The sequence below is a fragment of the Nostoc sp. C110 genome, assembly GCF_043099725.1.
In the GTDB taxonomy this organism is placed as follows: Bacteria; Cyanobacteriota; Cyanobacteriia; order Cyanobacteriales; family Nostocaceae; genus Nostoc; species Nostoc muscorum_A.
Window position 1 is genome coordinate 3,775,033 of sequence record NZ_CP171148.1, and the last position, 16,630, is coordinate 3,791,662.

The 16,630-nt window shown below is 41.4% G+C and carries 13 protein-coding genes; 9 read left to right on the plus strand and 4 right to left on the minus strand.

Translation table 11 applies throughout. The features are described 5' to 3' along the window. Positions 1–96: 96 nt before the first annotated feature. The 3 genes from ACFFRD_RS21595 to ACFFRD_RS21605 form a co-directional block, all read right to left on the minus strand. Positions 97–4,641, minus strand: coding sequence for a PAS domain-containing protein (locus ACFFRD_RS21595; protein WP_392477321.1), 4,545 nt, complete (start codon positions 4,639–4,641; stop codon positions 97–99). Between the two features lie 122 nt (positions 4,642–4,763). Then, the gene (locus tag ACFFRD_RS21600) at positions 4,764–4,934 is read right to left on the minus strand and encodes a hypothetical protein (protein ID WP_392477323.1); all 171 of its coding nucleotides are present in this window, start codon (positions 4,932–4,934) and stop codon (positions 4,764–4,766) included. A gap of 84 nt (positions 4,935–5,018) precedes the next feature. After that, positions 5,019–5,885 carry a WYL domain-containing protein gene (locus ACFFRD_RS21605; RefSeq protein WP_190960527.1) on the minus strand — a complete coding sequence of 289 codons (867 nt, stop codon included), beginning with the start codon at positions 5,883–5,885 and terminating at the stop codon, positions 5,019–5,021. A gap of 169 nt (positions 5,886–6,054) precedes the next feature. On the opposite strand from ACFFRD_RS21605, the gene ACFFRD_RS21610 reads away from it, so the two are divergent. From ACFFRD_RS21610 to cas5d, 9 genes are all read left to right on the plus strand, one after another. Then, entirely contained in the window at positions 6,055–6,315 is a 261-nt protein-coding gene (locus ACFFRD_RS21610) for a DUF433 domain-containing protein (RefSeq protein WP_392477327.1), read from the plus strand. Further along, positions 6,312–6,698, plus strand: a complete 387-nt coding sequence (locus ACFFRD_RS21615; protein ID WP_392477329.1) for a DUF5615 family PIN-like protein — start codon at positions 6,312–6,314, stop codon at positions 6,696–6,698. Before ACFFRD_RS21610 ends, ACFFRD_RS21615 begins: the two co-directional genes overlap by 4 nt. After that, positions 6,695–8,872 (plus strand): type I-D CRISPR-associated helicase Cas3', encoded by a 2,178-nt coding sequence (gene cas3, locus ACFFRD_RS21620; RefSeq protein WP_392477331.1) that lies wholly within the window; start codon positions 6,695–6,697, stop codon positions 8,870–8,872. The genes ACFFRD_RS21615 and cas3 overlap by 4 nt, the downstream gene beginning before the upstream one ends. Before the next feature lie 420 nt (positions 8,873–9,292). Beyond that, complete coding sequence (locus tag ACFFRD_RS21625; RefSeq protein WP_392477333.1) at positions 9,293–9,490, plus strand: hypothetical protein; 198 nt, start codon at positions 9,293–9,295, stop codon at positions 9,488–9,490. A gap of 251 nt (positions 9,491–9,741) precedes the next feature. Beyond that, on the plus strand, positions 9,742–9,981 hold the full coding sequence (locus tag ACFFRD_RS21630; protein ID WP_392477335.1) for a DUF433 domain-containing protein: 240 nt from the start codon (positions 9,742–9,744) through the stop codon (positions 9,979–9,981). Then, positions 9,978–10,997 (plus strand): YhcG family protein, encoded by a 1,020-nt coding sequence (locus tag ACFFRD_RS21635; RefSeq protein WP_392477337.1) that lies wholly within the window; start codon positions 9,978–9,980, stop codon positions 10,995–10,997. Before ACFFRD_RS21630 ends, ACFFRD_RS21635 begins: the two co-directional genes overlap by 4 nt. Positions 10,998–11,014: 17 nt before the next feature. Further along, complete coding sequence (gene cas10d / locus ACFFRD_RS21640) at positions 11,015–14,281, plus strand: type I-D CRISPR-associated protein Cas10d/Csc3 (RefSeq protein ID WP_392477339.1); 3,267 nt, start codon at positions 11,015–11,017, stop codon at positions 14,279–14,281. Positions 14,282–14,397: 116 nt separating this feature from the next. Continuing rightward, positions 14,398–15,414 carry a type I-D CRISPR-associated protein Cas7/Csc2 gene (cas7d, locus tag ACFFRD_RS21645; protein ID WP_392477341.1) on the plus strand — a complete coding sequence of 339 codons (1,017 nt, stop codon included), beginning with the start codon at positions 14,398–14,400 and terminating at the stop codon, positions 15,412–15,414. After that, positions 15,414–16,121 carry a type I-D CRISPR-associated protein Cas5/Csc1 gene (gene cas5d, locus ACFFRD_RS21650; RefSeq protein WP_392477343.1) on the plus strand — a complete coding sequence of 236 codons (708 nt, stop codon included), beginning with the start codon at positions 15,414–15,416 and terminating at the stop codon, positions 16,119–16,121. Before cas7d ends, cas5d begins: the two co-directional genes overlap by 1 nt. Here cas5d and ACFFRD_RS21655 read toward each other — a convergent pair whose 3' ends face one another. Next, positions 16,122–16,532 (minus strand): hypothetical protein, encoded by a 411-nt coding sequence (locus ACFFRD_RS21655; RefSeq protein ID WP_392477345.1) that lies wholly within the window; start codon positions 16,530–16,532, stop codon positions 16,122–16,124. It lies immediately after the preceding gene. Positions 16,533–16,630: the final 98 nt, after the last annotated feature.

A 16,630-nucleotide genomic window follows, 5' to 3' on the forward strand; every position in this document is an offset into this window, starting at 1 on the left:
ACCAATCGGTGGTTTTTTCCCTGAGCCTTGGCCAAGCTTTACTCCACAACTTAATGTTTCTCAAATCACTCTCTCTACTGCCTGATTTTTAAATACCTACCCTTGAAAGCTCCCCTGCTCCCCTGCTCCCTGCCCCATCTTGATCTGTGCGAGTGCTACCACAGCTTGAACTAACTCTTCTGGATCGAGGGGCTTGGTAACGTGGCGTTGATAGCCACTGGTTATAGCTCGCTGGTAATCATCAACTCTGGCATAAGCAGTCAAAGCGATCGCAGGAATTTGTCCGCCTTTTTCGGGGGTTAAAGTTCGGATCTGTTGAATCAAGGAATAACCATCGACTTCAGGCATCCCAATATCACTGACTAACACATCCGGTTGAAAGGACTCCAGGTTTGCTAACACTTCTGCCGCAGAAGCAACAGTCAAGACTGTAGCTCCATATTCAGTAAGCAATACTGTTAATAGCTCACGGGCATCGGGGTCATCATCCACTGTCAGAACTCGAATTCCCGTGAGTTCAAGTCCTGCTTGTGGTAACTCATCTATCTGCTTGATTTCTGGTTGAAGATTCAGTAGTGGCAACTGGACTGTAAAGGTGGCTCCCAAGCCAACACCCGGACTGTCAGCCATTATGGTGCCGCCGTGAGCCTCAACCAACTGCCGGACGATCGCTAATCCCAATCCTAACCCGCCATACTTGCGAGTAATTGAAACATCTTCTTGACGGAATGACTCAAAAATATACGGGAGAAACTCAAGGTTAATGCCTTTACCAGTGTCACTGACGATAATCTGTGCCTGCTCATCTACTTGCTCTAATCGGATTTCAACCCGTCCTCCCTTGGGGGTAAACTTGATAGCGTTGGAAAGTAAATTCCAAACGATCTGTTGCAAGCGGTTGGAATCTCCAGAGACTTGCCCAATATTTGGCAGCACCGGATGCAAGGAAATTGATTTGGCAATGGCTGCTGTAGTTACCGTGTCGATCGCAGATTCAATAATAAATGCCAGATTCACAGGTGCAGCATCTATGGTGAGTTTGCCGCGCAGAATCTTGGCAACATCCAGCAAGTCATCAATCAGTTGAGTTTGCAGTTTGGCATTACGTTCAATGGTGGCTAAGGCTTCAGCTGTTTTGGTTTCACTAAATTTACGGGTTTGCAGCAGTTTTGTCCAGCCGAGAATTGGGTTGAGAGGCGATCGCAATTCATGGGAGAGAACCGCCAAAAATTCATCTTTGATCCGATTAGCGCGTTCGGCTTCGGCTCTGGCTGCTTGCTCTAGCTGAAATAGGCGATCGCGTTGGATTTCAGCTTGTTTGCGATCGGTGATATCCTGTACATTACCCACCATCCGCACCGCATTGCCCGCAGCATCATAGAAAACCTGACCTCTAGCCGCTAACCAGCGAATGCCATCAGGATGTATAGTGCGGAAGTCATCTTCATAGTACTCTTCCTGTTGCTGGATGGTGCGACTCACCCCTTCATCGGCTGAGGTGCGATCGTCTGGGTGCAGGAGACTTAACCACAGTTGATATGTGATTTCCTTTATGCTTGGATCAAGCCCAAACAGATTGACGTACTCTTCAGATACATGAGCGCTATTGTGGATAATGTCCCAGTCCCATAATCCCGATTGCGTCGCTTTGTACGCCAATTTTAACCGGGCTTCGCTCTCCTGCAAGAGGAGTTCTATCTTTTTGCGATCGGTAATGTCTCGTGAAATCAACAAGATTCGTTCCAGCTGCCCGGAGGCATCCAAAATCGGGCTAATGACCACTTCCCACCATTTCGGAGTACCTTTTACAGTTGGGCAGTATCCGCTAAAAATGCTGACTTTGCCTGTTTTAGTGGCAGTAAGTGCCTCCTCTGCCTGTTGCCGAGAACTGCCTTCCCAGAAACAGAGCCATTCATTATTGAGATGGGCATTTAAGTCATCAATTTCCATCAAACACAGTCCACCTGTATTCATGTACAGCAGCCGTCCATCGAGGCTTAATACCTTGATGCAGTCAGAACTGCTGTCTAAAATACGATTTTTAAATTCTTCACTCTGGCGCAAGGCTTCTTCGGTTTGTTGGCGAGTGGTGATATCTCGCCAAGTGGCAACAAATCCATCTCCAAATTTAGCCACGCGGATATCAAAGGCTCTAACTAAGCGTTGTTCTCCATACTCATCCTCATAAACTAGGCTGTCTTTAATGAGCGGCTGACCTGTTTCTACTACTTGGCAGTATTCATTAAACAATCCACTGTCACGATGCCCTGGTAGTAATTCACACAATCCATGTCCAATCTGCTGCTCATAAGTCATTTGATTGTTGAAACAAGCCGCACTATTGACATATTCAGTCACAAAATCGACAATCTGTCCTTGCTCATTCCTTACAGCACGGTATACCCCAAAGCAGTCCAGCATATTTTCAACTGAGGTGCGGAAGCGTTCTTCGCTCTTTCGCAGAGAAAGTTCTGCCTGTTTGCGGTCGGTGATATCATGATGGATGCCTGAAAGGCGGAGTGGATTGCCCTGTCGATCCCGCGAAACTACCTTTCCGTGGTTGGCTATCCATTTCCACTCCCCAGACTTGGTTAACATTCGATATTCAAATTTGTAAGACACCGAATCGTCGTGAAGATGAGCATTCAACCGTTCCATCACCCAAACTTTATCGTCAGGATGAATCAGTCGCTCCCAAGCGCTAAAGTCCCCAGGTAAATCTCCTTGCTCATATCCCAACATTTCCAGCCATTGGGAACTTAAATAATCTTCATTGGTAACAATATTCCAATCCCAGAGACCGCCACCAGAACCTTCCAGTGCCATTTGCAGGCGTTCTTCACTGTCTCGCAAGGCTTGCTCTGCCTGTTTGCGTTCGCTGATGTCTTCGGCAATACCTGCAAACCGATAAATCTCTCCGGTTTCATCTCGAAGGGGAAAGCAGCGATCGTGAACCCAACGAATACTACCATCGGCTAAAATAATCCGGTATTCTTCATCAAATTTACCTGCGACAGCTTTTTCATGAAACGCTCTGTCTGTCGCTTCTCGATCTTCTGGGTGGATACGATCGACCCATGCTTGTTGTCCTTTATACAATTCCTGCGGGTTCAATCCCCACAGGCGTTTATATGCAGGACTAACATAGCTAACTCGATTTTCCTGTACCTCTTTGATCCAGAACACCGCATCAATATTTTCTGCAAGCTGCCGAAAACGTTCCTCACTCTCGCGCAGAGTTTCGGCTGACTGTTTGCGTTCGGTGATATCGAGATCGATACCCGCCATCTGAATCGGTTGCCCGTGTTGGTCGTAGAATACCTTACCCTGACTTAGTGCCCACCGAATCGTACCATTAGGATATACGACTCGAAACTCAATGTCATAGTCTTCTCCGGTGGCGATGGCACGATTGACGGCTGCTAGAACGCGATCGCGATCGTCAGGGTGGACTCGCGCGGCAAACATCTCGAATGAGCCGTCAAACTCTCCTGGCTCCAGTCCAAATGAGGCTTCCAGGTTATCCGACCAGGAAATTTTTCCCGTTTGGATATTCCAGTTCCATGTTCCCATCCGAGAAGCTGATAGTGCTAATCGCAGCTGTTGTTCGCTCTGGCGTAGTTCTGCTTCTACCTGTTGGCGTTCCTTTAGCTCACGCTGTGCCTGCTGATACAGTTCTGCCTGTCGTAAGGCGATACTCATCTGAGTTGCCAACTCTTTAAGCAAGTCAATTTCTAAGGGCTGCCAAAATCGCGGGGAGGTACAATGATGAGCAATTAGCAATCCCCAAAACTGGTTGTCTTGCAGAATTGGTACAACCAGATGAGCTTTGACTTGAAACTGTGCCAACAATTCACCGTGGCATGGGTCAATACTGCTGTCATGAATGTCCGATACTGCCGTTACTTGCCCTTGATAATAGCCTTCGATATAATTCTTGATCAAGGCGGGAGCGTAGCTGACAAGTTGCGGTCGATTGGAGGTGATGTAGGTCTCAGCTAAGAAGGGATCTTGGATAGTAGAAGAAAGAAGCGATCGCCACTCTGTCCCAACCGATTCTGCCACTACTGTCCCATCCCCACCAGGATTTAACCGAAAAACCAGGACGCGATCTGTGTGGAGAAACTGCCGCACCTCGGCTACTGTTGCCTGAAGAATTTCATCCAGATTCAGAGATAAGTGAATTTGCTGGGTAATTTGCGCGACTACGCGCTCTCGTTCAATACGCTGTTGCAGTTGGGTGCGTAGCCGCACTGTTTCAATTGCCCCATTGATTGCTATTTGTAGCCCTTGTGCGGTAATTTGCTCTTTGACAATATAATCTTGTGCGCCGGCTTTCATCGCCTGAACTGCGATCGCCTCATTGCCCTGCCCTGTGACAACAATCACAGGTAGGCACTGCTGTTGAGTTGAGGTTTGCAATTTAGACAGAAATTCCAGTCCGTCTATGTCAGGCAGTCGATAATCAAGTAAAATGGCATCTGGTTGGTGTTGCTGGAAAAGTTCTAGCCCTTGCTGTCCCAGGGTTCCTTCTAGGAAAGTGTAAGAATATTCGCGATCGCGCAACAAATACCGCCGATATAGCTCTCGATCTTCTGGGGAATCATCGACAATTAAGAGGGTGCGCTGTTGCTGAGACATCGTGAATTAATTGAGCGGATAGAGTTCAAGCCCACATCCCGCAGGTTATCATAGAGAGATTACTATTTTTGAAATAGCGCTAAAATCCTCATCCATGTAAGAATTTTACCATACCCTCTATTTTATGACTTTAGGAAAAGTCTATGATAATCTTGTGCGTCGGCTTTCATCGCCTGAACTGCGATCACCTCAAAACATTGCAGTTGCTCGTCCGAAAAGGCAACAGTTGCAGGCAATTCAGGATTATCCCGTCCCTGAATCAGTTGAGCGTGAACTCTTATTGGATTTTCCACCACCTCTTACTCCCTACAACTCCTTCTGTTATTAGTTTACTTGGACTTGTCTGTACACCGTAGCCGACTCGGAGAGGGAAAGAGTTAAGACCTGGTTTCGATATCGTATAACTGGCATAGGGTGAGGAGTTTTTGTTTAAGGCGATCGCGCACATTTTCAGGTAATATCACTACACAATCTGGCGCATACTGCATAACTTCGCGGCTAAACCAAAATGTACTAGATACTCGCCTAATCACTCGTCGAACTTTTGGTTTATCTGGTAGCCATTCATGGATATCATCTTCTGGTTTAGCTTGATAAGCAAAAGCCAAATTTGCTAATAAGTGCATTTCTACTTTTATCTCATCCAAATTAGTACGCCACTCACCGGAAATTAAAGTCACCGCCGCATCCGTAATTCGGTCTAATCGTAAACTCCAGTTGTGAACCAGTTCTGGGATATCAAAATTTCCTTCTGTTTCCTCACACCAGCAATCAAGATATTGTCGCTTTTCGTGGGGTGCTACTTTGGCGTGGCGAACCGTAAAGTTTAATAAACGTCCAGTTGCATCTTGATAGGAAAGCTGAAAGGGCTGTTCGCGCAAGATGTAGCGGTCTATCTCTAAGCGCCAAGATGGGGGCAAATTCTCTAAGAAACGTTCAATTTCGCCTCGCAACGGTAATGATAGTTCGCTGCGTTCGAGAAGTAAGTTTGCAATGATTTGCGCTTGTTCAATTTGCCCGATGTCTGTCAACGCATTGATACATCTGTGTAATGCCCTGATGCGTGGTTCTTTCCAATCGTTATTGTTACCGATGAGTAACTTACGTTGAGCGATCGCTTTAATTAACTTAGAGATGTTAGGCTCCTCTCCCCACATCATACCGAATTCACGAGCGATCGCTTCTAGCTCGGCTTTATCATGTTCTGATATCGACAGTGTAATAGATTGACCTTTTCGACTCATTAAAAATGTCCGTATACTTTGTACTTATTTTCTCTTGTCAACTTCTATTTTGAGTGCCAATATAGTTTTTAACAACCAGTTACGGACACTATTTAAGTGTAAGTCCGAATATAGAATTAGGAGAAGAGGATTCATTGAGAAGAATTACGACAAATTTGGAGAAGTTTCAATGACTAAGAACGATTTACTATCTCGAATTTCCATCGATCCAAATATTTGTTTCGGTAAACCTTGTATTAAAGGTCATCGTATCTGGGTTAGTTTAATTCTCGACCTTCTTGCAAGTGGAGAAAAAATAGAGACGATTTTAGAAGAATATCCCGGTTTGGAACGAGAAGATATCCTAGCCTGTATTGCTTATGCTGCTGAGATGACAAGAGATAGCTATGTAGAAATTCCTTTAGGATTGCAAAAGGAACCAAAAAAGTGAATATTAAACTTGATGAAAATCTTGGTAGTCTACGAGTAGCTACATTATTGCGTCTTGCAGGACATGATGTTGCCACTGTCCGAGAACAGGATTTAATTTCAACTCCTGATGAGGAATTAATTGATATTTGCCATAACGAGAATAGATGTTTAGTAACGATAGATAGAGGATTTGGAAATCGTCTTAAATATAATCCTTCTCACTATACAGGAATTATAGTCATTCGTTTACCATCCCGTCCTAGTTTTGAAGATTATCGTACAGTTACAGAAACTCTAATTGCTGGACTTGAAGCAGCAGATGTGACTGGTAAATTATGGATAATTCGACAAGGAAGTATTCAAGAATATCAGGATATTGAGGTGGAGGGAAAAGACAAATGACGGAAGCATACAAAATTACTCTCAAGCCTGTTTACTCCCAAACTTTCCCGACACCTGACGGGGTGAAATTACCCAAAGATTGGTTGCTTTCTTGGCATCAAGCTGCAACTTTAGAAGCGTTGCGCGATCCAAATATTGATGTCGTGTTCAACACTGCGATGACTGGCGATGGTAAAAGTCTCGCGGCTTACCTAGAAGTACTTCAGGGTGAATTTTCTGCGATCGGACTTTACCCAACCAATGAACTTGCCCGCGATCAAGAAACGCAGATTAGAGGATATGTAGAAAAATTTCAGCCAGAGAATCAGCCGCGTGTAGTGCGACTGAGTGGGGCTGATTTAGAGATTTATGCTGAAAATGAAGGATTGAAAAAAGGAGCTGCGATCGCAACTCTGACTAACCAGAGAGAAGCATTATTAACCAACCCTGATATTTTTCACTACTTACATCGAGGTGCTTATATAATTCGTGGCGATAGTCCAGATAAGTTATGGGGCAGAATTGATAAAGATTTTGACTTGTTTATTTTTGATGAATTTCATGTTTTCGCAGCTCCACAAATTGCTAGTGTGATTAACACAATGTTGTTGATTCGCTGCACAAATCGCCGCAAGAAATTTCTGTTTCTCTCAGCCACACCAGATACAAACTTAATTGGGCGATTAGAAAAAGCAGGATTTCGTTGTAAAGAAATTGATCCTCTAAAACAAAATAAATATCAGTTTCCCGATACACCAGAAGAAGGGCAGCAACTGCAAACACAGGAATGGCGGCAAGTAGCGCGAACAATTACATTGAATTTTATTCCTTTGGAACCGTCTTTTAAAGCTTCGGAAACCTGGCTAAAAGAAAATAGTGATTTGATTTTGGCTCAGTTTCAGCAGTATCCAGGAAGTAAAGGCGCAATCATTCTTAACTCAATTGCAGCAGTCAAACGCCTAACTAAGTTTTTTCGGGAAATATTACAGCATTGCGGATTGAAAGTTGGAGAGAATACAGGACTATCGGGAAAAGGAGAAAAGGAGCGAAGTCTTGCTGCTGACTTGGTTATTGGTACTAGCACAATTGATGTTGGAGTTGATTTCAAAATCAATTTCCTAATTTTTGAATCATCCGATGCAGGTAACTTTATCCAACGTTTAGGACGCTTAGGAAGGCATGACGAATATGAAAAAGATGGACAGATAGTTAAGTTTGAGAACTTTACAGCTTTTTCTTTAGTTCCTAACTTTTTGGTAGAGCGTTTGTTTAAAGGGGATACTCCACCGTTAGAAGTGAATAGTATTTGCGATCGCCCTTCTTTTCACAATACAATTACTGAGAATTATCGACAAATCAACGATTTTCATGGTTATTATCGTCGTTGGGGGGCTGTGCAATCATTTTGGCTGTTTTATCAGTTGGGCGATCGCACAATCAAACAACAGTATGCCCAAAGCCGAGACAAGTTTCAAGAAGCCTGTGAACAAGTATTTGAAACAAGTCTGAAGTCTGCGGCTGGAAGTGTTTCGGGATGGGCGAAAGATTGGCAAGCACTTTCAGGTAAATCAGGAAATCCTATTGCTGAGGATGCTGCTAGTTTTCGAGGTTCAAGTCCTTTGCAATGTGGTTTATACGACTTAACGGAAGAAAACGAAGCAGATAGGTTTAAAACCTACGATTTACCGGGTATTTTGGGCAATTTAGAAATTGAAATGTGGACGGAAGCGGCATTTATACGGACACTCAAAGAAACCGCAGAACGCACGGGACAACCCATTGCCAAAGGTAGATTTGCTCATTGTCTAGCATTTATGAAGTTGCGTTCTTACCGAGAGGAACGGCTGAACTGGAAGTTTACCTATTCTGGAAACTTGCAGCCAATTGCTGACGCTTGGAAAGTTCAGGTTTTGACTGGTGTGGAAATTTGGCAACCTGATAACTATTGGGTTGTGGAAATTAACAAACGCCTAAAAAAGGAAGGTTTGGTTTGTTACGTGATTCGCCGTCCTCTTGCTGAAGTGCGGATGCGGCTAAGGCTACCAATGAATTTTCAGATTTATGGCATCAGCGATCAGTATAGCTTTCATGATGCAACTGCACCGTATGCGATCGCTTTTGGTCACTCTGCGCTGCTGCTGGATACGCTTGCTTATACGTTTAAAAGCAAAGGAGATGAGATATGGGTTGTTTGAAGTTTCAATCCCTAATAGGGATTTTAGTTGATTTATGACAAGAGCTTACGGTTTTAAGCACAGACTTATTCGTTTCAATCCCTAATAGGGATTTTAAAGGATTGTTTTTTGTGCGCGTAAAGCTCCTCATACATTAAGGATTTCATGAATAGTTGAATAAATCAAGGCTTTTAGTTTTAAATACATTGAAGTAAACATCTATCCGTTTCAATCCCTAATAGGGAATTTAATAGGTGGTTGAATACGTCAAAGCTTACAAATTGTTGAATAAGTCTAAGCTTAATCATAAAGTCAAAAAAATGCTTGACAACAGCTATCGCATTATGTAGCGTCAGATTATACAAATTACTGGAGTCCTTGCAAAACAAGCATTTGGGCTGAAGTATTCGTATGACACAGTTTTTAAAGGAGGTGATAATAATGCTTGTCAAATTGACAAACCTTGAGCGACTAGTTTCAGTTCTCAAAGATGGTAAGTGGCATACCAGCGACGAACTAGCTATAAAAGTTAGTTGGCGATTTGGACACACGGTATTTGAAGCTCGCAAGAAAGGCTACTTAATTGAAAAACGGAAAGTTGCTCATAACCAATTTCAATATCGGTTATTGGCAGCATAACTGATGCGATAGCTTATCTGGGGATTTCTCTAGCTAAATTAGAGAATCCCCATCTAAGAGGGAAGTTCATTAGCAGCTTGCGGTATTAAGGTCAGGCGTAGGTAGTCTCTATCCCCAACAGATTGAAAGCTGATGGTTGAGCGAGTCTCTGGTAACACCAAATCTTAAAGCAATAAGTTTTAGCAAAGCTTCCCTCTTTCCTACCAATCATAGGAAATAGTCAATAAACTTAAATATTTTGAAGTTAAACAATGAACGAACAACAACTTTTAGAAAGAATTACAGTCAACCCCAAAATCTTTGGTGGTAAACCAATTATTCGAGGTCGCCGCCTTGCAGTTGAACATATTTTGGGGATGTTGGCGGCGGGAGATACTATTGAAACCTTGCTAGAAGGTTATTCCTGGTTAGAACGAGAAGATGTACAAGCCTGTTTGATCTATGCGCGTCGGCTAGTTAGTCATGAGCGAGTTGAGCCTTTTCCGTTATGAGTAACCCTATTTCAGACAATTACAGACATTTGCTAATGGAAATACAACAGCGTATTCGTTCAGCCCAATACGAAGCACTAAAAGCAGTTAATCGGGAAATGATTAACCTCTACTGGGACATTGGACAGATAATTGTTACTCAACAGCAGGGCGCTAGTTGGGGAAAATCCGTAGTAGAACAGTTAGCAAAAGACTTACAAACAGAGTTTCCAGGAATTAGCGGATTTTCTGCTGCTAACCTCTGGCGGATGAGGCTTTTTTATGAATCCTATGTCAACAATGAAAAACTCGCACCAATGGTGCGAGAAATTGGATGGAGTCACAATCTGGTCATTGTAGAGAAGTGCAAAGATGACCTAGAACGGGAATTCTATATCAGAATGACTCGTAAATTTGGCTGGACAAAGAATGTTTTGATTCACCAAATTGAAAATCAAACCTATGAAAAGACTCTCTTGAATCAGACTAACTTTGATAAAACTGTTCCAGCAGAAATCCGTAACCAATTAAAACTAGCCGTCAAAGATGAATATACTTTTGATTTCTTGGAACTAGCAGATGAACATAGTGAACGCCAGCTAGAACAGGCAATTTTAACAAGAGTTGAACCATTCTTGCAAGAAATGGGTGGGATATTTGCTTTTATTGGTAGTCAATATCGGCTAGAAATTGATGAAGAAGAATATTTTATAGATATTTTATTATATCATCGCCGATTAAAGTGTTTGGTAGCGATAGAACTGAAAATTGGTAACTTTTTACCTGAATATGTTGGCAAGATGCAGTTTTATTTAGCTGTTTTAGATGACACGGTAAAGCTACCTGATGAAAATCCTTCTATTGGAATTATTCTTTGCAAGTCTAAGCAAAGAACGATTGTTGAATATGCGTTGAAAGAATCGAATAAACCAATTGGTGTAGGAACTTATCAAGTGGTTTCAACATTGCCTCAAGAATTAAAAAATCAGCTTCCGGCTCCAGAGCAAGTTGCCAAGTTGTTAGAAGGCGTAGAGTAAAAAAATGGAGTTTGAAAATGTCTAATCATGATTGGTTATCGGGTGATTTTGGTTTTGATGGTGATTCTTCAGACCGCACTATTGAAACTGAAGGCGAGTTACTAACACTCAAGCTATTACGAGAAGCAATTCAGGCTCAAAATCCAGATGATAAGGTAATGGCAGACTTTGGTGAATATGTTTTACCAAATCTGTTGCGGATAGCAATTGGTGTAACTGCCAAAGGCGGTAAGTTTTTTGATGAAATTGACCAACAACGAGAAGCTGAAGGAAAAACTAAAGTCAGACGAGATAACGCTGCTGACCAATCGCTGAATACTCACTTACTAAATGGATTATTCCCAGCAAATTTAATTGAAAAACGTTTAGAAAAACTTAATACCACAGTGCAGCGAGTGGTAAAAGAGCGAGAGCGTAGATTAGTAATTGCTGGATTTATTTTACATGATTTTGAAAAATTTCCTGATGTACCTGAAAACTGCCGCAAGCTACCGCTAACAGAACATCGTGAAATTATTGATAAAAAAGTTCACCAGTTAGGGCTGAATAACTTTATAAATCCAGAAAATCCTGAAGCTTATCGAGAGTATCTAGATGATTTGTTGTGCATGGCTTATAATGCTCAACGTCGCTGGGATACTAACTGGAATTTTTCTGAATTCGGCTTGAATCCTCTTCTCAAAGACCGTACCCTTCGCAGTCTATCTGATTTAACTTGTTTGGCTGATTCTCTCGCCTCAATTGTTAAACATCCCCAGGATGCAGAGAATTCCAGGCTCCAAGAAGTTATACATAATTTGAGTGATGGACAACTGAAATTTACATATCATAGCATTGCTGAAAATCGGGGTGTATTAACTAATGTAGTTAATAATGCCTTGATGGAAGCACACACTAGCCTCAACACTGAGGATAAAACCTACTACGAAATACTGCTTTACTTACCCACAGGAGTAATTTATTTAGCTAGAAAAGATGCTCCAAAAATTAGTCGAGAAGGATTAGGCGATCGCGTTATTGACACCATAAAAAAACTCTGCGCTAATCAACTTCAACTCCGAAAAGTTGGCTTCAGTCGGGGAAATATTGGGATGAAATATGCTGATTACTACAATCTCTTCCTCGACATCAGAGGCTTAATGCAGTTTACTGTTGATGCAGTACCGAGTAAAGTAAAAACCAGCAAGGCAGCAGATAAAACTACTAATTTGGCTCAATTCCAGCGTAAAGGTGTTTTAGCGAAGAATATCGAAATCGATTTTGCAGAAGATATTCGTATAGATAATTTGGCAGAATTAGGAGCTTTAATAACTGGAAAATTTTGGAAAGAGTATCTTGACAGAGTTAAAGCCCTAATTAAAAATAACAAAGAACTCCCTCCAATTCCAAATATTAATCTTACAGAGATAGCTATTGATTTTCTTGATTTATCTGAGTATAAATCTGAAATTATTTCACTTCAGCAACTTAAAGATACTGGAGGCATCGCGTATGACTGGTATTATATTGCAACGCAATACCTTAAACGTAATCCAGGACAAGAGAACGTTCGTGAAATTTGTCAAAGTCTGGTTAATCAATGGATAAAAGTTATTGAACCGATCATTAATCAGTACAAACTACCTGATGAATGGAAAGATTTGAGGGATTGGTGCGATCGCGTGATTATGCTTCCAAATGAAACGCGACAAAAATCACCTACCGACCAAGCCGAAATCTTTTTTAAGGAGTTGGCAAACTACAACGCCGCGAAAAAACCAGGGCGAGGGAAACAATTAATCTGCTCAATTTCTCATTCTGCTTACACGGTTACTGAGCAAATGGAATCAGCAGTTTTATTTACGCCACAAGTTTATACCAATAAGCAAATGTTAAGAGGTGCTAACGCTAAACGTAATATTTCCAGTATTGCAGGTATGGAGATAATGCTGAGGCAAATCTTGATGAATCAAACTCAAGCTGTAGGTAAGAAATTTGAAGATGGTAAATATCGCTATCTCTATTTTTATCCTACTTATTACTTTACTCCAGAGACTAATAAGTTTTTGCAGAAAGCATACAATGGTATTGCTCAAACTCGCTTTGATACCAGCGTCCGCAATCATTTTATCAGTAAGGATTTACAGGCGAACTTGGGGCGCGATCGCTACCAAAGTGTAGATAGTTTCTTAATTGATGAAAACCTCCAGCGTGACAAGGATCGCACCTTTAAGCTTTCCTATCCTGAAGACCAGCCTTTAACATTTTACTTCATGGCACTCCCGCCAGGAAGAGACAGCACCGATACAGAATCTTGGGTAATGCCAACTTGGTTAGCGTTTGCTTTCCCGATGATTTTAGATGTTAAAACTGTGGTTTCAGAGTCACCAATTCCACCTTTTAATGATGGGGCTGAATTTGAGGAAAGCGTTTTCCTTGATAGTGCGCCTCATGCTTTCCGTGCTTTAGTAAGGCGCGATCGCTTCCGTCTTGACTACATCCTCGAAGGCTGGAATGAAAACGGTATTCAATACCCAGCACCTTTAAATGTGCTTACCGCCGCTTACGCCATTCATTTAGATGTGAATGCGCGACAGGGTAAGTCTGGTTACGATGCCAACTGGGGGAGATTTACAGAACTGGCTAAAGATTTTGAAACCAGTCCGTTGTACGTCTTTTCTTATCTCAATCGCTGGGTACGTAACCAAGGATCGGAAACAGCGCGAATTGAAAAAATCCGGCTTTATGCCTATCATTTTTATCCTTGTTTTGACCCTTATGTGAAATATGACACTAATATGGAGCAATTAATTGTGGGAGAAGCATCAAGCCTGAATCATCCTAAGAAATTAACAGATTTATACCGCAGATTTTACCGAGCTAATAAACGTTATAATCCTAAGTCTAATGCTGTGTTGAAACCAGTTGATATTGCAGCTGAAACTATACTCAAAGCTGAGTCAAGTGTGTTTCAGGGAGAAACATTAGTTGTGGCTGTTGCAGCAGAAGTTTTTAAACTCATGGATCGCGTTCATTCTTCTACTGCTGAAGGACGCTGGATCATGAGCAAACGAGAAGAAGAACGGCAAGCTGTTCTAGATTTTGCCAAGTATTTTGTAGTGGATGTATTTGATAACGCATTTGCAGGCGATCGCGCTCGTTTGGCAGGTCGTCAACTCAACTTAATTCGAGATACCTGTGAATTTCTTTATCGTCTTGAAGATGACAAAGAAAATGCAGGAAGAAATGAAAAGTCTGTGGAAATAGATAAGGAGCTGATGCAAGAATTTATTGATAATCTATGAAGTCTAGGTAAAAATGAAAAGTCTGTGGAAATAGATAACGAGAATGATTAGGGATTTACCCTTAGCATTTTTGCTGGAAACGTAAACAAGTAGTGAATAATTCTTTGGAGAAAATCATGGCAATTTTAAAAACTGTTGAATCCAAATTCTTTCAAACTGAGATTCCTTACAAACCAATGGGGAAATATGTTCATTTCTTGACCATTCGCATTACTGAATCTTATCCTTTATTCCAGACAGATGCAGAACTGAATAAAGCACGAGTAAGAGCAGGAGTTAAAGACAAAACTACAATTAGCCGTTTGTCAATGTTCAAGCGCAAACAGTCTACTCCAGAGCGTTTAGTTGGTCGGGAATTGCTGCGTAACTATGGCTTAATGACTGCTGAAGAATGCGAATACAATGTAAATTTTGCAATGGATAATCCTGATTGCATCATTTACGGATTTGCTATTGGTGACTCTGGCTCTGAAAAATCAAAAGTTGTAGTAGATACGGCATTTTCAATTACAGCTTTTGATGAATCACACGAAACTTTCACCCTCAACGCTCCTTATGAAAATGGCACGATGGCTTCCAAGGGTGAAAATGGTTCTAAACCTGGTGAAGTTACCAGTCGAATTAATCAACAAGACCATATTAGACCGCAAGTTTTCTTCCCTAGTATTGTTACCTTGAAAGACCCTACTGAAGCTAGCTTCCTTTACGTTTTTAATAATATTCTGCGAACTCGTCATTATGGAGCGCAAACCACCCGTACAGGTCGCGTCAGAAATGAGTTGATTGGTGTTGTATTTGCAGATGGAGAAATTACTAGTAACCTGCGTTGGACTCAGGCAATATATGACCAAATGAAATCTAATAATACTTTAAATGCCCCCGATCCACTAGATGAAGATGATGTGATTACTGCTGCAAAGAATGCTATTGAGGCGTTAATGGCTGATGAGTTTATTGTTCACACAGATTTAATTGGTGATACTTTTGTATCCCTAATTAATGAAGTCAAAACTTTAACAGGAAGTGAGAAAGGAATTCAGGCAATTTTACAAAAAGCTGATGCAGAAGCTAAAGATTATGCCAAGAAGCATATTAGCAAGAAGAAAACTACTGCTAAAGCGGGGAAAGAGTAATGGTGTTTATTTATCGCTGTCAATTAGAGTTGCATGACAGCCTTTATTTCGCAACTCGTGAAATCGGGCGATTGTATGAAACAGAGCCAATAATTCACAATTACGCTCTTTGTTATGCACTGGGTTTGGTTGATAGCCAAATCTACTCTACTACGGTTGCTGAAGAACATTCTTATCGCTATTTCTGCCCCGAACAAGTGCCAAAATATGAGGAGCATTTAACGCCACTCAATCAACAAGGATTTTACGTAACTCCGGCGCGATCGCTCAATCATTCTTCCATCCTCAACACCTGGAAGTATGCTAACAACAACTACCACGTTGAAATGGAGAAAACCCAAAAAAATATTCCTAGTTTTGGTAGAGCGAAAGAAATAGCCGCAGAAAGCAAATTTGAGTTTTTTGTTATATCTCAAAAAGAACTCAAACTATCAAAGTGGATTCGCTTGGGTAAATGGATGAGCAAGGCTGAAGTAACGGTTGAACCATTACCGAAACCTAAAATTGCTGAAGGTATATTCACTTGTACACATCCATTAAATCCTTTAGATGTGATGTTCACCAATCAAGTGATTAGCTATGATGTTGTAAATATGCCTCCAGTTAGCTTAATTCAGAATGTCCAAATGCGAGGTCAATACTATCAATTTGATGGTATTCAAAACTTAAAAATCCCAGTTCGGATAGAATATCGCTTTCGGAATTAATCATTTCCCAAAACCTTTACTACGGTTTTTATTTTTTCGAGGCTCTATCGTCATTAACTCGGCTTTAAAACCTCTAGAATCTTGCAACATTAACTTACGTATTCGCTGGCGTTGGTAAGTCTGCACTTCAGCAGCTAGAGGATGATTAGGATCAATCTTTAGGTGAGTAATTGAAGAAACATATTGTTCTTTACTTTCGGGATTATTTGGCTCTTTTAGTCCGCACATAATCCCGCCTTCATCTCCTGAATAGCCAACGAAATCAATTTCAAATTCTCTGTCTGGATCGGCGTTTACTCCTTTTTGCTTTAATGTCTTTAAAAACTCCTTCCCGGCTCGTGCTTTAATGGGTAAGTTCTCTTTAAGTTTTTCAGTTAATATTTTGGCTGTATTGTAATCATCAATTCTCATTGCTTTTTCTCCATACGTAGTTTTTCTCACTTAAAAGAATACTACTATCATCACACGACAGTCTTTAAAATTTTAGATACCACATTCAGCGATCGCTC

Coding starts and splice junctions, on each gene's coding strand:
- ACFFRD_RS21595 (WP_392477321.1), bottom strand. CDS start 4,641: ATGTCTCAGCAACAGCGCACCCTCTTAATTGTCGATGATTCCCCAGAA.
- ACFFRD_RS21605 (WP_190960527.1), bottom strand. CDS start 5,885: ATGAGTCGAAAAGGTCAATCTATTACACTGTCGATATCAGAACATGAT.
- ACFFRD_RS21610 (WP_392477327.1), top strand. CDS start 6,055: ATGACTAAGAACGATTTACTATCTCGAATTTCCATCGATCCAAATATT.
- cas3 (WP_392477331.1), top strand. CDS start 6,695: ATGACGGAAGCATACAAAATTACTCTCAAGCCTGTTTACTCCCAAACT.
- ACFFRD_RS21625 (WP_392477333.1), top strand. CDS start 9,293: ATGCTTGTCAAATTGACAAACCTTGAGCGACTAGTTTCAGTTCTCAAA.
- ACFFRD_RS21630 (WP_392477335.1), top strand. CDS start 9,742: ATGAACGAACAACAACTTTTAGAAAGAATTACAGTCAACCCCAAAATC.
- ACFFRD_RS21635 (WP_392477337.1), top strand. CDS start 9,978: ATGAGTAACCCTATTTCAGACAATTACAGACATTTGCTAATGGAAATA.
- cas10d (WP_392477339.1), top strand. CDS start 11,015: ATGTCTAATCATGATTGGTTATCGGGTGATTTTGGTTTTGATGGTGAT.
- cas7d (WP_392477341.1), top strand. CDS start 14,398: ATGGCAATTTTAAAAACTGTTGAATCCAAATTCTTTCAAACTGAGATT.
- cas5d (WP_392477343.1), top strand. CDS start 15,414: ATGGTGTTTATTTATCGCTGTCAATTAGAGTTGCATGACAGCCTTTAT.
- ACFFRD_RS21655 (WP_392477345.1), bottom strand. CDS start 16,532: ATGAGAATTGATGATTACAATACAGCCAAAATATTAACTGAAAAACTT.